General features: G+C 45.4%; 17 protein-coding genes. 5 read left to right on the top strand and 12 right to left on the bottom strand.

Going from position 1 to position 15,245, the window contains the following annotated elements:
* Positions 1–146: 146 nt before the first annotated feature.
* The 3 genes from H6F63_RS04805 to H6F63_RS04795 all read right to left on the bottom strand — a co-directional run bounded on the left by H6F63_RS04805 (position 147) and on the right by H6F63_RS04795 (position 2,680).
* Entirely contained in the window at positions 147–1,238 is a 1,092-nt protein-coding gene (locus tag H6F63_RS04805; RefSeq protein WP_190635335.1) for an FAD-dependent oxidoreductase, read from the bottom strand.
* Positions 1,239–1,342: 104 nt separating this feature from the next.
* Entirely contained in the window at positions 1,343–1,798 is a 456-nt protein-coding gene (gene psbQ / locus H6F63_RS04800) for a photosystem II protein PsbQ (protein WP_190635333.1), read from the bottom strand.
* A gap of 42 nt (positions 1,799–1,840) precedes the next feature.
* Complete coding sequence (locus H6F63_RS04795) at positions 1,841–2,680, bottom strand: alpha/beta fold hydrolase (protein WP_190635599.1); 840 nt, start codon at positions 2,678–2,680, stop codon at positions 1,841–1,843.
* A 383-nt stretch (positions 2,681–3,063) separates the two neighbouring features.
* On the opposite strand from H6F63_RS04795, the gene H6F63_RS04790 reads away from it, so the two are divergent.
* Positions 3,064–3,495, top strand: a complete 432-nt coding sequence (locus H6F63_RS04790) for a hypothetical protein (RefSeq protein ID WP_190420632.1) — start codon at positions 3,064–3,066, stop codon at positions 3,493–3,495.
* Here H6F63_RS04790 and H6F63_RS04785 read toward each other — a convergent pair.
* Together H6F63_RS04785 and H6F63_RS04780 are read right to left on the bottom strand one after the other, a co-directional pair.
* Positions 3,492–3,899, bottom strand: a complete 408-nt coding sequence (locus tag H6F63_RS04785; RefSeq protein WP_190635331.1) for a DCC1-like thiol-disulfide oxidoreductase family protein — start codon at positions 3,897–3,899, stop codon at positions 3,492–3,494. The two genes, H6F63_RS04790 and H6F63_RS04785, sit on opposite strands and share 4 nt — an antisense overlap.
* A 37-nt stretch (positions 3,900–3,936) precedes the next feature.
* A complete protein-coding gene (locus tag H6F63_RS04780; RefSeq protein WP_190635329.1) occupies positions 3,937–4,527 on the bottom strand; it encodes a Uma2 family endonuclease in 591 nt (196 codons plus the stop codon).
* On the opposite strand from H6F63_RS04780, the gene H6F63_RS04775 reads away from it, so the two are divergent.
* Together H6F63_RS04775 and H6F63_RS04770 are read left to right on the top strand one after the other, a co-directional pair.
* Complete coding sequence (locus tag H6F63_RS04775) at positions 4,501–4,755, top strand: hypothetical protein (protein ID WP_190635327.1); 255 nt, start codon at positions 4,501–4,503, stop codon at positions 4,753–4,755. The genes H6F63_RS04780 and H6F63_RS04775 overlap by 27 nt on opposite strands.
* A complete protein-coding gene (locus H6F63_RS04770) occupies positions 4,709–6,397 on the top strand; it encodes an NAD-binding protein (RefSeq protein ID WP_190635325.1) in 1,689 nt (562 codons plus the stop codon). The genes H6F63_RS04775 and H6F63_RS04770 overlap by 47 nt, the downstream gene beginning before the upstream one ends.
* 29 nt (positions 6,398–6,426) lie before the next feature.
* Here the strand turns inward: H6F63_RS04770 and H6F63_RS04765 are convergent, their stop codons facing one another.
* The 4 genes from H6F63_RS04765 to H6F63_RS04750 all read right to left on the bottom strand — a co-directional run bounded on the left by H6F63_RS04765 (position 6,427) and on the right by H6F63_RS04750 (position 10,907).
* The gene (locus H6F63_RS04765) at positions 6,427–7,299 is read right to left on the bottom strand and encodes an MBL fold metallo-hydrolase (protein ID WP_190635323.1); all 873 of its coding nucleotides are present in this window, start codon (positions 7,297–7,299) and stop codon (positions 6,427–6,429) included.
* 59 nt (positions 7,300–7,358) lie between these two features.
* Entirely contained in the window at positions 7,359–8,066 is a 708-nt protein-coding gene (locus H6F63_RS04760) for an SDR family oxidoreductase (protein WP_190635321.1), read from the bottom strand.
* A gap of 181 nt (positions 8,067–8,247) precedes the next feature.
* Positions 8,248–8,988, bottom strand: a complete 741-nt coding sequence (locus tag H6F63_RS04755; RefSeq protein WP_190452384.1) for a carbonic anhydrase — start codon at positions 8,986–8,988, stop codon at positions 8,248–8,250.
* A gap of 305 nt (positions 8,989–9,293) precedes the next feature.
* The gene (locus H6F63_RS04750; RefSeq protein ID WP_190635318.1) at positions 9,294–10,907 is read right to left on the bottom strand and encodes an adenylate/guanylate cyclase domain-containing protein; all 1,614 of its coding nucleotides are present in this window, start codon (positions 10,905–10,907) and stop codon (positions 9,294–9,296) included.
* Here H6F63_RS04750 and H6F63_RS04745 point away from each other — a divergent pair.
* Positions 10,906–11,139, top strand: a complete 234-nt coding sequence (locus H6F63_RS04745; RefSeq protein ID WP_190635316.1) for a hypothetical protein — start codon at positions 10,906–10,908, stop codon at positions 11,137–11,139. The two genes, H6F63_RS04750 and H6F63_RS04745, sit on opposite strands and share 2 nt — an antisense overlap.
* A gap of 93 nt (positions 11,140–11,232) precedes the next feature.
* Here the strand turns inward: H6F63_RS04745 and H6F63_RS04740 are convergent, their stop codons facing one another.
* Positions 11,233–12,873, bottom strand: a complete 1,641-nt coding sequence (locus tag H6F63_RS04740; protein WP_190635314.1) for an adenylate/guanylate cyclase domain-containing protein — start codon at positions 12,871–12,873, stop codon at positions 11,233–11,235.
* A 351-nt stretch (positions 12,874–13,224) separates the two neighbouring features.
* Between H6F63_RS04740 and H6F63_RS04735 the strand changes: the two genes are divergently transcribed.
* On the top strand, positions 13,225–14,670 hold the full coding sequence (locus H6F63_RS04735; protein WP_190635597.1) for a serine/threonine-protein kinase: 1,446 nt from the start codon (positions 13,225–13,227) through the stop codon (positions 14,668–14,670).
* 61 nt (positions 14,671–14,731) lie between these two features.
* Here H6F63_RS04735 and H6F63_RS04730 read toward each other — a convergent pair whose 3' ends face one another.
* Together H6F63_RS04730 and H6F63_RS04725 are read right to left on the bottom strand one after the other, a co-directional pair.
* Positions 14,732–14,947 (bottom strand): DUF2283 domain-containing protein, encoded by a 216-nt coding sequence (locus H6F63_RS04730; protein WP_190635312.1) that lies wholly within the window; start codon positions 14,945–14,947, stop codon positions 14,732–14,734.
* Positions 14,948–14,958: 11 nt separating this feature from the next.
* On the bottom strand, positions 14,959–15,201 hold the full coding sequence (locus H6F63_RS04725) for a hypothetical protein (protein WP_190635310.1): 243 nt from the start codon (positions 15,199–15,201) through the stop codon (positions 14,959–14,961).
* Positions 15,202–15,245 lie beyond the last annotated feature (44 nt).

The raw sequence follows: 15,245 nt of genomic DNA, 5'->3' as shown, positions 1-15,245 counted from the left end.
TATCTTGTTTACATTTCATAATATATAACAAATCGTAGGTTTGCTTAGTGGAAACTCATCCAATATTGGTGTAAACAAGCGTGAGTTGTTGGGTTTAACGATAGTGAAACTCAACTTACAAATTACTAAATAAGTGACTTTTTAGTTTAGCTATTAAACGAGATTAATTCTCGAATTGCTATTGCGGTTGCGGGTGCGAGTAAGACACCGTTGCGATAGTGTCCGGTGGCGAGAAGGACGTTGCTGTAACCGGGGAGATGACCGATGATGGGTGCGGGGCGACCTTCAGGGCGAGGGCGCAAGCCTGACCAAGTTCTGATGATGGTGGCTGTGGATAAAGGCGGGCAAAATACTAACGCATCCTCCAAAACCTTCTCCAGCATTGCACCAGAAGCCACGACATCACCCGCATCTGGGGGAAATTCAACAGTAGCACCTACCCAATATTCTCCTGGGCCGCATGGCACTATATGAACATCATCGCCAGTAATTACGGGCTGAAAGTCTGGATTACCCAAAGGCTGCGCCAGCCGCAGATGCAACGCTTGTCCCAACACTGGTTTAATATCAATAGACTCTTTTAAAGATGCCGTGAGGGGAGTTGAACCTAAACCAGCGGCTATAATTAGCCAATCACAATCTAACTTTCCAGATGTTGTTTGAATCGGCTGGCAAACACCATTACTTGTTAATTCATTCTCCAAAACAGTGACACCAAATTTGAAGTTAACGCCGTTACGTTCTGCACCGTCAACCAAAGCTAAAGTTAAAGCAGTTGGATCGAGTTGTCGATCTTGGGGTGAATAGATAGCGCCGATAATTTTATCTTTACTCAGTTGAGGACAGTTTGACTGTAGTTTGGCAGCATCCCAAATTTCCAGATTCCAGCCTTGAGAAGAGCGAATTTCTACCAATTTTTCCCAATTAGCTAAATCTTCTCCTTCAAAACAAAGCATGATAATTCCCTGTTTATTAAAGGGAATCTGCCGTCCTGTAAGTGCCTCTAACTCTGGAATTAGAGTTTCATAGCGCTGGATGCTACTTTGCCGCATTTTCCAGGCATTGCCTTTAAGTTTGCGGCTGATAACGCCCATTAAAACGCCCAGTGCCGCTCCTGTGGAGGCTTGGGCGGGTTGTTGTTTATCCAAAACTGTCACGCTTAGCCCTGAAATTTGACTCAGTTCATAAGCGATCGCAGCCCCAACAACACCGCACCCGATTATGACTACATGACTCATTTCAATTAAGGCAAAAGGCAAAAGGCAAAAAATAAGAATTCTTTATTTTACCTTTTACCTCCCCCTTTTTAAGGGGGGCAGGGGGATCGCCTTTTGCCTTTTTTTTAGGCTTTGGGAATTAAATTCAAGAAAGCATCAAACTCCTGCAATACAGATCGGAAGTTACTCACGGCTTTCTGAGAATTCGCCTCTTTAGCAGCTTGGTCAATCCTTACGAGATCGCTATAGATATCTTTTGCTGCTTCCCGCGCCGCCTCTTTGTCCTGGGGGGACAGGTTCGCCGCCACACGGTTCATGCTTAGCCGCAATTCTCCGAGGGGCCCATGAATGAACGTACCTACATCTACCCATCGCCGTTGTTGGATCATGGTTTGCAGTTCACTCATGCGAGCGCGAAATTCCTCAAGCGCTGGAACATACTGCTGAATCTGCTCGATCTGAGCAGGGGTGTACTTGGGAGCCGTTTTTGTTGCGGCAGTTACACTACTGCAACTGATCGTGAATGTGGCTACCAGTGCCAGCATCAAAGCCAAAATAGACCGAAAACGTGCTTTTAGCATTCTTTTTGCAATCAACCTCTCAATTAAGCGTCCTTAAAAATATTAGCGGCGAAGAAAGCTTAAAAGTGCATCACTTACCTTTACTGACCAATGCTCTTGCGGATAATGCCCCACTTCTTCCATTTTCGTCAGTTTGGCATCCTGAATGGAACTGGCGAAGCTTTGCGCTTGGCTCAAGGGTAGCCAAGGATCTGCCGTTCCCCAGGCTATCAGAGTAGGCTGCGTCCAGCTACCAAAGCCGGATTCAATTTCTGCCATTGACTCCTTTAGCTGGAGATTCCGCACGGTGTAAAGAAGGCTCCGCCCCGCATCAGAACTTTTGAGGAAGGGACGGCGGTAAATGTCTAAATCTTTGTCTTCTATCCTGTAACCGCTTCCACCTTCTAGGGTTCTGTCCACTAAGAGGGGGTCTTGGGTCATCATATCACCGACCAAAGGCAAACCTAGTTGTTGGATTTTCCAGGGTAACTTGGCGGTGGTTGATACTGGCGCGTTGAGGATTGCCAAGCGTTCGATTTGCTCTGGATGACGCAAGGCATACTGTAGACCGACAGAACCCAAAAATCCCTGGACTACCAGGGAAAATTGCTCAATTTCCAGATTTTTGATAAATTCTTCTAGGGCGTTAATAAAAGCATCGGGTGTATAGGCAAAGTCTCGCTTGTCGGGTTTTGCCGAGAAGCCAAAACCAATCCAGTCGGGCGCGATCGCTCTATATCCTTTCTCTGCTAAAGCGGGCATTACCCCACTCCAACTGTAACTCTGCGACGGCAACCCGTGCAGCAGCACCACTGGCAGTCTATCCGTCCTCCCAAGCGGATTCTCTTCCCGATAAAACCACTCCAGCGAACCTACTTTAATTAATTGCTCGTTCGTTGACACTATCTTTGCCTGCACATTTTCCGGTTGGAAAGAGCTTACCGCCCAACGCGATCTACAGGCAAGTCGAATCGATGCAAGGATTTTATTTAAAATTATAAAGTTCACATATTATCCAAAATATGCGATTTTTTTCTCTCCTTTGTTTAGTATCGTGGTAATATTTATTTATACCCTATTTCTTAATAATAAAAATCTATTTGTTTTTCGAAAAAATGCACATATTTCCATTATCTAAGTATACATCCAGAGGGGGAAATCGCATAGTATAACAAGTTACCATTTTGCATCGATTTAATAATTAAACTTAAAGAAGGATGCACCAAAGGTTGCTTCCGAAGGAACATCCTGATATATTAAAACCCCAAAACAACACAGAGAACTAAGTGAACGCAGCTGAACAAGCCACAAATATACAAGTCGCTAGTAAGATTGCTGCTGTTGTCAATCTGTATAAGTCTGAGTTTCCTGATGCTAAGGCAGACTTAAAACCGTGGGCAAATGATCCGGATACTAGAGAATTAGTAGATCCGGATTCCATCGATATCGGCTTTCATTTTCCAGGTAGAAGTCGATTATTTCAAAGTCGCAGCATTCTAGTGCAGATTCGTTTTTACGAAGATCCCCTAACCGGAGATCGCCGGGTCATCGGCGTAGAAGCGGCGGGATTTGACCATAAAGGCAAACAGTGGCGACTTTCCACCGTTGAGGAGTGGCAGTTTGTCGGGGAAACCCAGCCAGCAGCTGAGGTGGGAGAAAAGCTAAAACACTTTTGCCGACAGATATTTGAATTGTTCAACGGCGGCGAGACAGATTAAGAGCAACTACCCGTACAAGCAGCCGGATAAGAAGAGTGATAGGTAGAAGCACGCTTACCAAAGATAGTGTAACGGTTGTCGCGCATTTGTTCGTAAGTGCGATCGCCCATCCATTTCACCCCAGGTAAAGCGCGATAAGCATCCACGAACGCGCTACCCATCGGTAACAAACGCCCAATCTCTTCAGCTGCATCGCTTCCCTGCCATCGTCTCTCACTTTGCTCACCATCAATCAAAATCATCCCCATTTCGCAGTCTTGGGGTGTAATTCCAAAGTGACTCAAAGCCTCTTTGTCTTGCATCGGGATGTATTGAAACAACTGTCCCTTGTCTAAGTTTTCCAGAAATTGCACCAGAGTAACGCAGAGATTGCAATTGCCGTCATAGATTACGTTGTAAGTCATTGCGATCGCTTTCTTTTTTAGGATTAGCAGTATATTTCTATTTTGAAGCCTCTGGCTGCGAGGAGGGGAAAGTTACATCTTCGTATATATCTGCGATCGCGCACCGAAAATCTACACTTGCCAAATGAACCTCTGCGCCTTCGTCATAGGGATAAAGCACCCACAAACCCTCTGCATTGCGGCGAAAGCATTCCACCCGCATCCGAGTTTGACTAATCAGCACATATTCCTGAAGCGACTCCATTTGCCGGTAATCACTAAATTTATCGCCTCGGTCAAATGCTTCTGTCGTGGAAGATAGCACCTCGACAATTAAGCAAGGATAACGCAAAAAGTTATTAAATTCCCTATCCCGGCGATCGCAACTCACCATCACATCAGGATAATAATAAGTATCAATTGACTCAATATGAGCCTTGGTGTCTGCTATGTAAGTTTGGCATCCCCTCCCGCGCACATGATTTCTGAGCATCGCAAACAAGTTTCCGGCAATAATTACATGGACATTGCTTGCGCCTGCCATTGCATAAACTTGCCCATTTCTGTACTCATGCTTGATAGGGCTAAGTTCTTCTGCTTCTAGATATTCCTCTGGGGAGATGTGGTTATAACTTGGATTTGCAATCATCTGCAACTACCTCGCTTTCAGGGTTATATCCAGTTTAAGCAACCGAAGAAAAGCTTTAAATACGCGATCGCGCTTTACTTAACTCAAAACTTCTATAAGGCGGTGTATTCAGCTACAGTCCTCAACAGCAGTAGTAAGTCACAATATGCAGTTGCACGATTAGAAGGCAGCGATCTGGTTGATGAAACCTCAAATCATCGTCTGTGGCTTGGGTTCTACTGGGTATAAAATATTTTGTTTACTAAGACAGCAAGGTGCAAGCGTCGTGGGCATCAATGCCGCGCCTGTACCTGGTGAAGAATATGATGTCGTAATTGGAGAATTACGAGCAGCTTCTACTTTAAAAGCAGCCGGGATTCAAAAAGCACATACATTAGTGCTATCTGGGGAAGACGAGGCGCTGAATTTAGCAATTCTCACCCAAGCCAGAATTCTCAATCCTCGGATTCGGATTATCAATAGATTGTTTAATACTAGCTTGGGCGATCGCTTAGACCATACGCTCCCCGAACACGTCACCATGAGCGTTGCGGCCCTTGCTGCACCCGTCTTTGCCTTTGCCGCCTTGGGAAATCTAGCGATTGGACAGTTACGGCTGTTTAACCAAACTTGGCCAATCCACGAAGAGTATATTCATGAAAATCACCCTTGGCTAGGTCGCCGATTGAGCGATTTATGGGAGGATCGCGCCCGGATGCTAATCTACTATTTGCCAGTAAATAGTCAGATGGATCTGGTTTCTGCGGTAGTGTATGGGCAAGAATTAGAAGTAGGCGATCGCTTAATCGTTGGCACCCAGCCCAACGTCGCTAGAGAACGCAAACTGGCGCTGCCAAAACTGCTCAAAGTCTTTACCAACCTGCGACAGTTTCAGCAACACGCTCAGCCAGTTTTAATGATGACTCTCGTCCTACTAATCACAATTTTCATCGCCACCCTTACCTTCATCTGTTTCGAGCGACACCATTCTGTTGTTGATTCCCTTTATTTCTCCGTCGGTATGATTACTGGCGCAGGTGGACAAGAGAAAGTAGCAGAAAATGCTCCCGACAGCATAAAAGTCTTCACAGCCATAATGATGCTAGTGGGCGCTGGTGTAATTGGGATTTGCTATGCCCTTCTCAACGATTTTGTTTTAGGAAGCCGTTTCAAACAATTTTGGGATGCCGCACGAGTTCCCCAGAAAAATCATTACATCATCTGCGGACTCGGCGGCATTGGTGTAAAAATAGCCCAGCAACTCCATACCCACGGACATGAGGTTGTCGTAATCGAACGCGACTCCGACAATCGATTTCTCAACACCGTCCGGGCCTTGGGAGTACCAGTAGTTCATGGAGATGCCAGCTTATCTGCCACCCTGGCTGCTGCCAATATCCACAAAGCAAATGCCCTCTTAGCCGTCACCAGCGACGACATGGCAAATTTAGAAATTGCCTTAAGCGCCAAAGGCATTGCTCCCAAGTTGCAAGTTGTCGTGCGTACTCAAGACCCGCAGTTTGCTTCCCAAGCGCAACAAGTATTTGAATTTGAGGCTGTGCTGAGTCCGACAGAATTAGCAGCGCCTTCCTTCGCGGCGGCGGCTTTGGGAGGGCGAGTTTTAGGCAATGGCATGACTGGCGATAGTCTTTGGGTTGCCTTAGCCACGATGATTACACCCGGACATCCCTTTTGTGGTAAGCGCGTTAAAGAGTCCGCAATGGATGCAGATTTCGTGCCTTTGTACATCGAAACCAACTGCCAAACCATCCACGGCTGGAATGTTTTGGAAACTGGACTCGGTGCTGGTGATATTTTATATTTGACTATGCCAGCAAATCGGTTAGAGCAGTTATGGCGCGTGACACCCTCTCAACTTATAGCCACGTAATTTGGTAATTGGTAGTTAAATCAAAACTTTCAATTTGCTTCCATCCAAGCGATACACTGCTGCATCTGCTGGTGCATTGTCTTTGCGTCCGCATGATATCTGCGTCCATGACCAGGTAAGACCCACTCGAAGGAGTAGTTCGCCAGTTTTCGCATGGATTTAATCTGTTCTTGCCAAGAGTACCAACACACATCCCGGAAAGCAATCAGCTGATTGAGTCGGGAAGACCAAGCGAGATGATCTCCGGTGTACAAGAATAAATTCTTGTACAGCAAAACTGTGTGACCTTTGCTGTGACCGGGAACTGGGATAATCAATAGATCCGGTGTCAGCTGATAAGGCTCAGTACCAGTTAGCTGAATTTCCATATCACGAGTACCAGAAGTGATATCGTCGGTGTGGAGAATGCGCTGACACCCAAAATGCTCTCTATACTTTTTATGATCCGCCACATCATCTCTGTGGGTCAGGTACATATAACGAATTCCCCCCATCTCCTTTAACCGCTTAACTAAAGGTGGCGTAAACCGGGGAGAATCAACCAAAACATTACCTTCTGGCAGCACAATCAAGTAACTTGCCGCACCATAGGAATCTTCCGAATGATAGCCGCAATGGTAGACATTTTCTGCAACTAAAATTGGAAAACTCTGCTGCGCTTCTTTGATATCCTTTGGCTTCTCGATTGTACCAATGGAAGCGGTAGGACAAGCGAGGAGAGCTTGGAGACTACGCAATCTTTCTGCCTCATTTTCTGGCTGATGATAAACCGCTGACTGCTCATCAATGCGAGAAAATACTTCTGGAACCATCCAGCGGCACGTATCGCAATCAATACAAGTGCTATCGACGTAAAAATCGCCGTTCACATTTTGGGGACGGCTTTGAGTTAAATGAGCCATAATTATACCTAACGGTGATGACAGGCAAGAAGCCTATCACTTCTATTGTGCTACTGAGCTTACCAAGGTATGGGTTGGCGATCGCGCCAAAAACCACTTGTCGCACCATCATCAGGTAACGTAGCCAGCCAGACAATTGTATCAACGCCTTGCTCTAAAGTTCTCGGAGCATTCGAGCCGCCCATATCAGTTTTCACCCAGCCTGGACACACGGCATTTACTAAAATATTTGTGTCTTTCAACTCATTGGCAAAAAGCCGCGTTAGTGCATTCAGGGCAGTTTTGGAAATTCGATATGCAGGGTATCCTGTGTTCATCTCCGACAATTGTCCCGCACCCGATGATACATTAACAACTCGTCCATAATTATGCTTTTTCATCAGGGGAATTAAAGCCTGAGAAAGCAGCAATGGCCCGTATAAATTTGTCTCGATTGTTTCCTGTAAAGTATTAATTTTGGTATTAAATATGCTATTTTCTGCATCCGTAAAATCTCTAGCTATTCCCGCATTGTTTACCAAAATATCCAGTCTCCCAAACTGATTGCGAATAAACTGCGCCAAATGCTCGATACTTTCTGCATTAGTGACATCAAGCGGATGATAAACAACATCCAATCCCTCAGCTTGCAGCTTTTCAACCGCTGCTTTGCCATTAGTTTCGTCACGACTGGTAAGAACAACTTGGATATCTTTTGAAGCCAGTTGTCGGCAAGTTTCAAAACCGAGTCCCCGATTGGCACCTGTGACAATTGCTATTTTTTTCATTTTTATTCCCTGGCTTACATTTATAATTTTAGTTAAAAATATTTTTAGGTTGGGCCCGTGCGACTAAGCAAAACCTAATAAATGCTTGAAATGGTAGGTTGGGCGATTAGTACCAACCTACGCTCTAACTGGGGAGACGGGTGCGTTACGCTTACGCACCCTACGCATCTAGAAAAGTTTATTAAGTAACAATAGTTATTTCTCCAGCATCTAGATCGTAACGACAGCCGACAATTTTTAGTTTGCCTTCTTGGATCAGTTGAGCCAGCATCACAGAAGTTTCCTGCAACAATTCAACTTGATATTGAACATTGGCTACGACTGCATTCTCAACTGGATCGCCCGATTTGCCTTTTACCTTTGCTAAGGCTGGTTTGATGTCCTCAACAAAAGTGCCAATTCTACCAGGGAGTGGATCGCCTTTGACCGCCGCCGCTACTGCACCGCATCTTTCATGTCCCATTACCACGATCAGCTGAGCGCCTAATACCGCTGTAGCGAATTCTAGGCTACCTAAAGATGTAGGACTTACGACATTTCCAGCTAGGCGAACAACAAACAAATCCCCAAGCCCTTGATCAAACACAATTTCTGAAGGAACTCGTGAATCAGCACAGCTAAGCATGGCTGCAAACGGGTACTGGCCTTTAGCAACTAATTGCAAACGTGCTATTGATTGGTTGGGGTTTTGACGCCTTTCCTGCACAAACCGTTTGTTCCCCTCCACCAATCTTTTCAAAGCTTCGTCAGGACTAACTGGTTTAGGATTGCTTTGATATTCAGCAGCAGCAGCTTGTGGAGAAATCGCTTCCTGTGCAGTCCAGAGGACACCGCCAGCAGCAGTAGCAGCAAGACCAGCTCCTCCCGCGCCTACGAGTTTCAATAAATCGCGCCGTCCCACAAACCCATCAATTCGACTCATTCTAATACCTCAAGAAAACGTTATTTCCCGATCCCAAAAATGGATGTGTATCTCATTGAAGTATATTTTTGGATAGAAAAATTTTTTTTTTTAGTGGAACAGAAATAGAGGATAATGTATAGTGCCTCGGCGCGAAGAATGTGGCTGCGTGCCGCATCCAAAGATCGCGATCGCATTCATTAAGCTGTCATACATTTAATTTACAGATAGCTATAAGCACCCAAAGGTAAAAGTAACAATTGAGTTTTACAATTTTTAATTTTTAATTACTTGGTACCGCCAAAAAATCAGCTCAATAGCCCCGATTAATGCCTCTTGGTTTGATAAACTTGTATGGGACGGTCAATGCCTTTGAAACGAAACTCTCCCATTGCGGACAAGCCTTTTGTTCGCTTCAGCATTGAATAGGTTTTTTCACTGATAACAAATTCACCAGGCGGACAAATTCCTTCCATACGAGAAGCAAGATTAATCGTTGTTCCTAACACGGTATAATCTACCCTCTGAGAGCTTCCAACATCTCCAACTACGGCTTTACCGCTATTGATGGCAATCCGCAATTGCAGGGGTTCTGGAAAGAAGCGACAAGCATTGAGACGATCTAAACGCTCCAGCATTCCCCAGGCGGAGGCTACAGCTCTCTCGGCATGATCTGGCTGCGGTTCGGGAGCGCCAAAAAATGCCATAATGCAATCGCCAATAAATTTATCTAACGTCCCTCCAGCATGAAAAATTTCTTGCAACATTTCCTCGAAGAAGTTATTAAGCAAATGGGCAATTTGTGTGGGAGTTAACTTTTCCGAAAGGGCAGTAAAGCCAACAATATCAGCAAAGAGAATGCTAATTTCACCTTCTGAGGGAACCAGACGACCGTCTTCTAATGCCCCTTGTGTCATGATGTGTTGCACAACTGAAGGCGAGTGATAGCGTTCTAGTCTGTGGCGAATATTTGCTTCGCTTCTGAGTTTCTGTGTTAATAACCAACGTTGCACAGCTGATGCTACTAGATTGGCTAAAGCTGAAAAAAAGCTGAGGTCTTCTTCTCCGCCTTTAGCATAATGGTTAAAAGAAAGATTGGCATCGCCATAAAGAACGCCTACCACATGATGTTCATCCCAGAGAGGAACAGCTAAGGCACTACGAATGCCTTTGGCTAAAATACTTTGTTCGCCTACAAAGCGTTCATCCCTTTGAGCATCAGCGGTTTTTACAGCTAATTTATCAGTAAATACTTTTTGACAGATGGTGCGGCTAATCCAACTGTCATCGGCTGTTATATTTTCCTGTTGAGAGATATCTCTGGCGGCTGCATCAAGTAATTCAAGTTTGCCCGAATCATTAATATCAACTAATAGTGCCAAACGTTCGATACTTTTTAAATTGCGAAAAACGATTTCCTGCACCTGAGCAAAAATCGCTTCTATAGATTCAGCAGAATTTAGACTTTTAGCTATATCCACCATGTCTTTGAGACGATCGATTGCTTTTTGGTGGTTTGAGGAGCGATCGCCATTATCATCAGCCTGTATCCACTGCTGTTGCAGTTCTTCGGCACTGCGAAAGATAGTCATTGCCTCATCAGCCAGCGGATATGTTACTGGCTTCTGGGGTTGAGGAGGATCGGTGAAAATAACATTTAGGCAAATATGCCCTAGCTGAATAACATCGCCGTGATTGACTTTTTGAGGGGAGGTCAAAAGACGTTCATTTAACCGGGTACCGTTGGTGCTGTGCATATCCTCAATCAACCACCCCCGATCAGGCGCTTTCACCAAGCGGGCATGGTAGCGAGAAATCTCAAAGTATGGTAAGTACAAATCGCATTCTGGCAACCGCCCAATAGTAAATTCCTCTTTTTCTACTGTGATGTAGCTTTCGGTCTTGCCTTCAATTTGTTGGCGCAGCTTTAGTTCAGCCATGACTTCAAACCTCCTTGCACCACAGCGAACAAGAGGTGCTAAAAATCTCTTGCAAAGCAATATTCAAATAGCGCACCGACAAAAGCAATGGCATTTCCCCAGCGATAGCGTAAGCAGTAGTGCTTTTGAGCGCATCGCTGCAACCATCTTAACCTTGAGAAAATCCTTCTACCGACGATTAGCAATGTTGAAATTGGCGGTGACGCTAGAAAAATCGCACCTTTGGCATTAGGAGAGAGCAAGCGATCGCTTTGTCCCATTTTTCTTTTGATACTACACGCAGCTCCCCCTGATTAAAGGGGCTTTGTCGGATCTGCGTCTAGCCTCAAGAAACTGGTTTGGTACCATCCCTCTTGGTCTGATAAACCTTTATTGGGCGGTCAATGCCTTTGAAACGGTACTCTCCCATCTCCTCCAAGCCTTGCGTCCCCAAGGGAAGGCCCTTTTGGGGGGTTCGCGTCAGCATTGAATAGGTGGCTTCGCTGACGACACATTCACCGGGAGGACAAATTCCTTCCATGCGGGAGGCAAGATTAATTGTTGCTCCTAACGCAGTATAATCTACCCTTTGAGAACTGCCGACATCTCCAATTACTGCCCTACCGCTGTTAATAGCAATCCTGATTTGCAGCGGTTCTGCCAATACTTGATTGGCATTGAGATTTTCTAGACGAGTCAGCATTCCCATAGCCGCAGCAACAGCCTTGTCAGCATGATCGATTTGCGGTTCCGGAGCGCCAAAGAATGCCATAATGCAATCTCCAATATATTTATCCAGCGTTCCTCCAACGGCAAAAACTTCCTGTAACATTTCCTCGAAGAAAGCATTTAGCAAGTGGGCAATTTGTGCCGGACGCAATCTTTCTGAAAGTGCAGTAAAGCCGACAATATCAGCGAAGAGAATGCTGATATCAACTTCGGCGGGAACCAGACGACCATCTTCTAATGCCCCTTGGGCCATAATGTGCTGCACAACGGAAGGGGAGTGATAGCGCTCTAGTCTATTCCTAATTGTTTCTTCGTTTCTGAGTTTGAGTGTTAAGAGCCACCGTTGTACAGCTGAGGCGACGAGATTGGCTAAGGCTGAAAAAAAACTGAGGTCTTCTTCTCCGCCTTTAGTCCAATGGCTAGAAGGAAGTTGAGCATCGGCATAAAGTACGCCGACTACTTTATTTTCATCCCACAGAGGAACAGCGATCGCGCTCTTGATGCCTTTGACGAAAATACTTTGTTCGCCTTCAAACCGTTTATCCATCTGAGCATCGGCGGTTTGAATTGCTACTTTTTCATCAAATACTTTTTGACAAATGCTGCGGCTAATCCAACTACCCGACTCGGTGAGATTTTGAGAGACATCTCTGGTTGCGGCATTGAGCAATTCAAGTTTACCTAAACCGTTGACATCAACTAACAATGCTAAGCGTTCAATACTTTTGAGGCTGCGGAAAACAACTTCCTGCACCTGTTCAAAAATGGCTTCTATTGATTCAGCAGCACTCAGAGCCTTAGCGATATCTACCAAATCTTTCAGGCGAGCGATCGCTTTCTCCTTATTATCGCTGGAATCTTTCGCCCCATCCGCTTGTATCCATTGCTGTTGCAGTTCTTTGACATTGCGAAGGATAGTAGTACCTTCAGGCGGTACGTCTAACAAATCGGGTTTTACAGGAGCAGTTAAAACAACAACTACACCAACATCTCCCAGCCAAATAACGTCACCGTCATTTATCTGTTGAGGCGAGGTTACAGGACGTTCGTTCAATCGTGTCCCGTTTTTGCTACCCATATCCTCAATTGTCCAGTCTCCGGTCGCTGTCTTCAAAAATTGGACATGGTAGCGGGAAATTCCCCCAAATGGCAAGCACAAGTCACATTCTGGCAAACGCCCGATAGTAAATTCATCCTGATTTACCGTAACCGTTCTTTCCGTATCTTCTTCTTTTAGGCGTAGTTTAAGTTCAGCCATGACTTAATACCTTTTTGAAGCAAAGCCAACAAAGGAGGCACAATTCCCCAGCCCGTAGTCTAAGTATAAATTTATGCAATTTAGATGCACAAAACATTATTAGATCCAATGCGATCGCGCCCTTTCTATGAAAAATTGAGGGGTATGACCCCTCATCCCTAGAACAACAGTATCATAGTATGGCTGGTTTCCCATACCGGGTCGAGGTTGTAGCTATACAACTGCAAAAGACACTGGAAATAAACCAGCGAATCAGAGCAGAAATTGATTTTGTTAAAAATCCGGAAGATACTACTTATTTTTGGAAAAAAATCTATTATGTCAAACGGTTTACCTCCCAGCAGCGAAACAATGATAGGCACTTTACTAGACCAGCGTTATCAGGTGGTTCAAGTGCTAGGTCAAGGCGGATTTGGTCATACATACATCGCCCAAGACACTCGCCGGCCAGGAAACCCCACCTGTGTCGTCAAACATCTTAAACCCGCTATTAGCAACCCAGAATTTTTGCAAACAGCTAGACGCTTGTTTAATAGCGAAGCGGAAACCCTAGAAAAGTTAGGAAATCATGACCAAATTCCCCGGCTGTTAGCTTACTTTGAGGAAAACCAAGAGTTTTATCTGGTACAGGAGTTTATCGACGGACATACTCTAAGTGTAGAACTTCCACCGGGTCAGCGGTGGAGCGAAACTCAGGCGATACAACTGCTGGCTGAAGTTTTACCTATTCTAGAATTTGTCCACGGTAACGGGGTGATCCATCGGGATATCAAGCCGGATAATTTAATCCGCCGTTCCTCAGACAACAAGTTAGTTTTGGTTGACTTTGGTGCTGTTAAGCAAGTGCAGATGCAGTCAGTCCTTGCGCCTGAAGGTGTAAACGAGACTGTAGCAATTGGCACCCCAGGCTATATGCCCAGCGAACAGGGACAAGGCAGACCCCGCCCCAGTAGCGATATTTATGCTCTCGGCACCATCGGTATCCAAGCCTTGACTGGGTTAAATCCCAGACAATTATCAGAAGATCCTGAGACTGGGGAAATTCTCTGGCGACATCAGGCTCAAGTCAGCGACTCTTTGGCAGATGTTCTAGACAAGATGGTGCGCCACTACTTTAAATACCGCTACCAGTCAGCAACTGAGGCGCTGCAAGCACTCGCCTCATTAACCAATCCTTCCACTCCGGGGGCTTTGGCGGCAGTCTTCAGCCGGAAGATGCGCGGCTACTTCAAAGATGGCTCTGAGTCTGCTAAAGAGGCATTGCGTAGGTTCTCCGCCGAGACGAAGCCCCACACCTTGTCAGATGACGCAACTGCCCCTGTATCTACGCCCCAGCCAGCCATCCCCCCGACGCAGAACACAGTAACAATTGCTACTGGTAATCCCCCGACACAGAACACTGTGACAGTTGCTCCGGGAAGAGTAGAGATCGCGCCAGAGACTTCACAATCTAAATCCCCCCAGAAATTGCCGTTGCTAATCGGGGTAGGCACCGCTATTTTTGTAGTTACAATCGGTGCAATTTCTGCAAATCGTTCCCCGTCGCCTAATCCGGTGACGGCTAAAAACCAAATTGAAACAACAGCTAAACCTGCACCAAAACCAAGTTGTATTGTTGTTACTAGCTCATCAAATGTCCGCTCTTTGGATGGGCGTAAGAAAACTGGGGATGTTGTGAAATCAGGAACTAAAGTATCTGTTACTGGAAAAGAAGAAAGTGGCTGGATAGAGATTAATGCTCCCGTGTCAGGTTGGATTTGGAAAGGTCGGACAAAAAATACTTGTCCTTCTAAATAGAAAAACTGGGTTTTTCAGGGTGCATAGAAAAAAGTCTGAGGCGAAGCGATCGCACTTTTTTTTACCCTATACTGGTGAGCAATTTGGGAAGATTTACTGCTTCAATCGTCTTCAAATCGAGTTTTTCTGAAGCGCGATCAATATCTATGCCAACAATATTACCGTCAGCATCAAAGTCTACTACCAACCCCTCGGCAATTTCCTGTGAGTCTTCACTCTTGCTGTTGTTTAAATCAATATAAAGTGAGTCGGTTTCTGGATAATAATGTAGTTTCATAAATCTTCCTGTTAACTTTCATCTGGCATCACAAAATTTCGGTCTGGAAAGGCGTTGTGAATAGTTTCTCCATCCGCAAGTGTTACCACCCTTAGCACCCTACCAAATTCTGGTACTCTACCCCAAAAACGAATACGTCCATCTAACTGAATCTCGGTTCTTAACGGATTAGCTACCACCTGCTGGCACCACTCCCGCCGGAGGTAGGGACGTTTGCGTAGTACCTGCTCTTCAAAGTAGCGCGTGGTCTTCATCCAAGGTTAACAGTCTTGATAATAAAGTGGTACGTGTTTGTTGC

The organism is Trichocoleus sp. FACHB-40, from assembly GCF_014695915.1.
Lineage (GTDB): Bacteria > Cyanobacteriota > Cyanobacteriia > Cyanobacteriales > FACHB-T130 > Funiculus > Funiculus sociatus.
The sequence above is the reverse complement of the archived record's forward strand: the minus strand, read 5'-3'. Positions and strand labels throughout refer to the sequence as shown.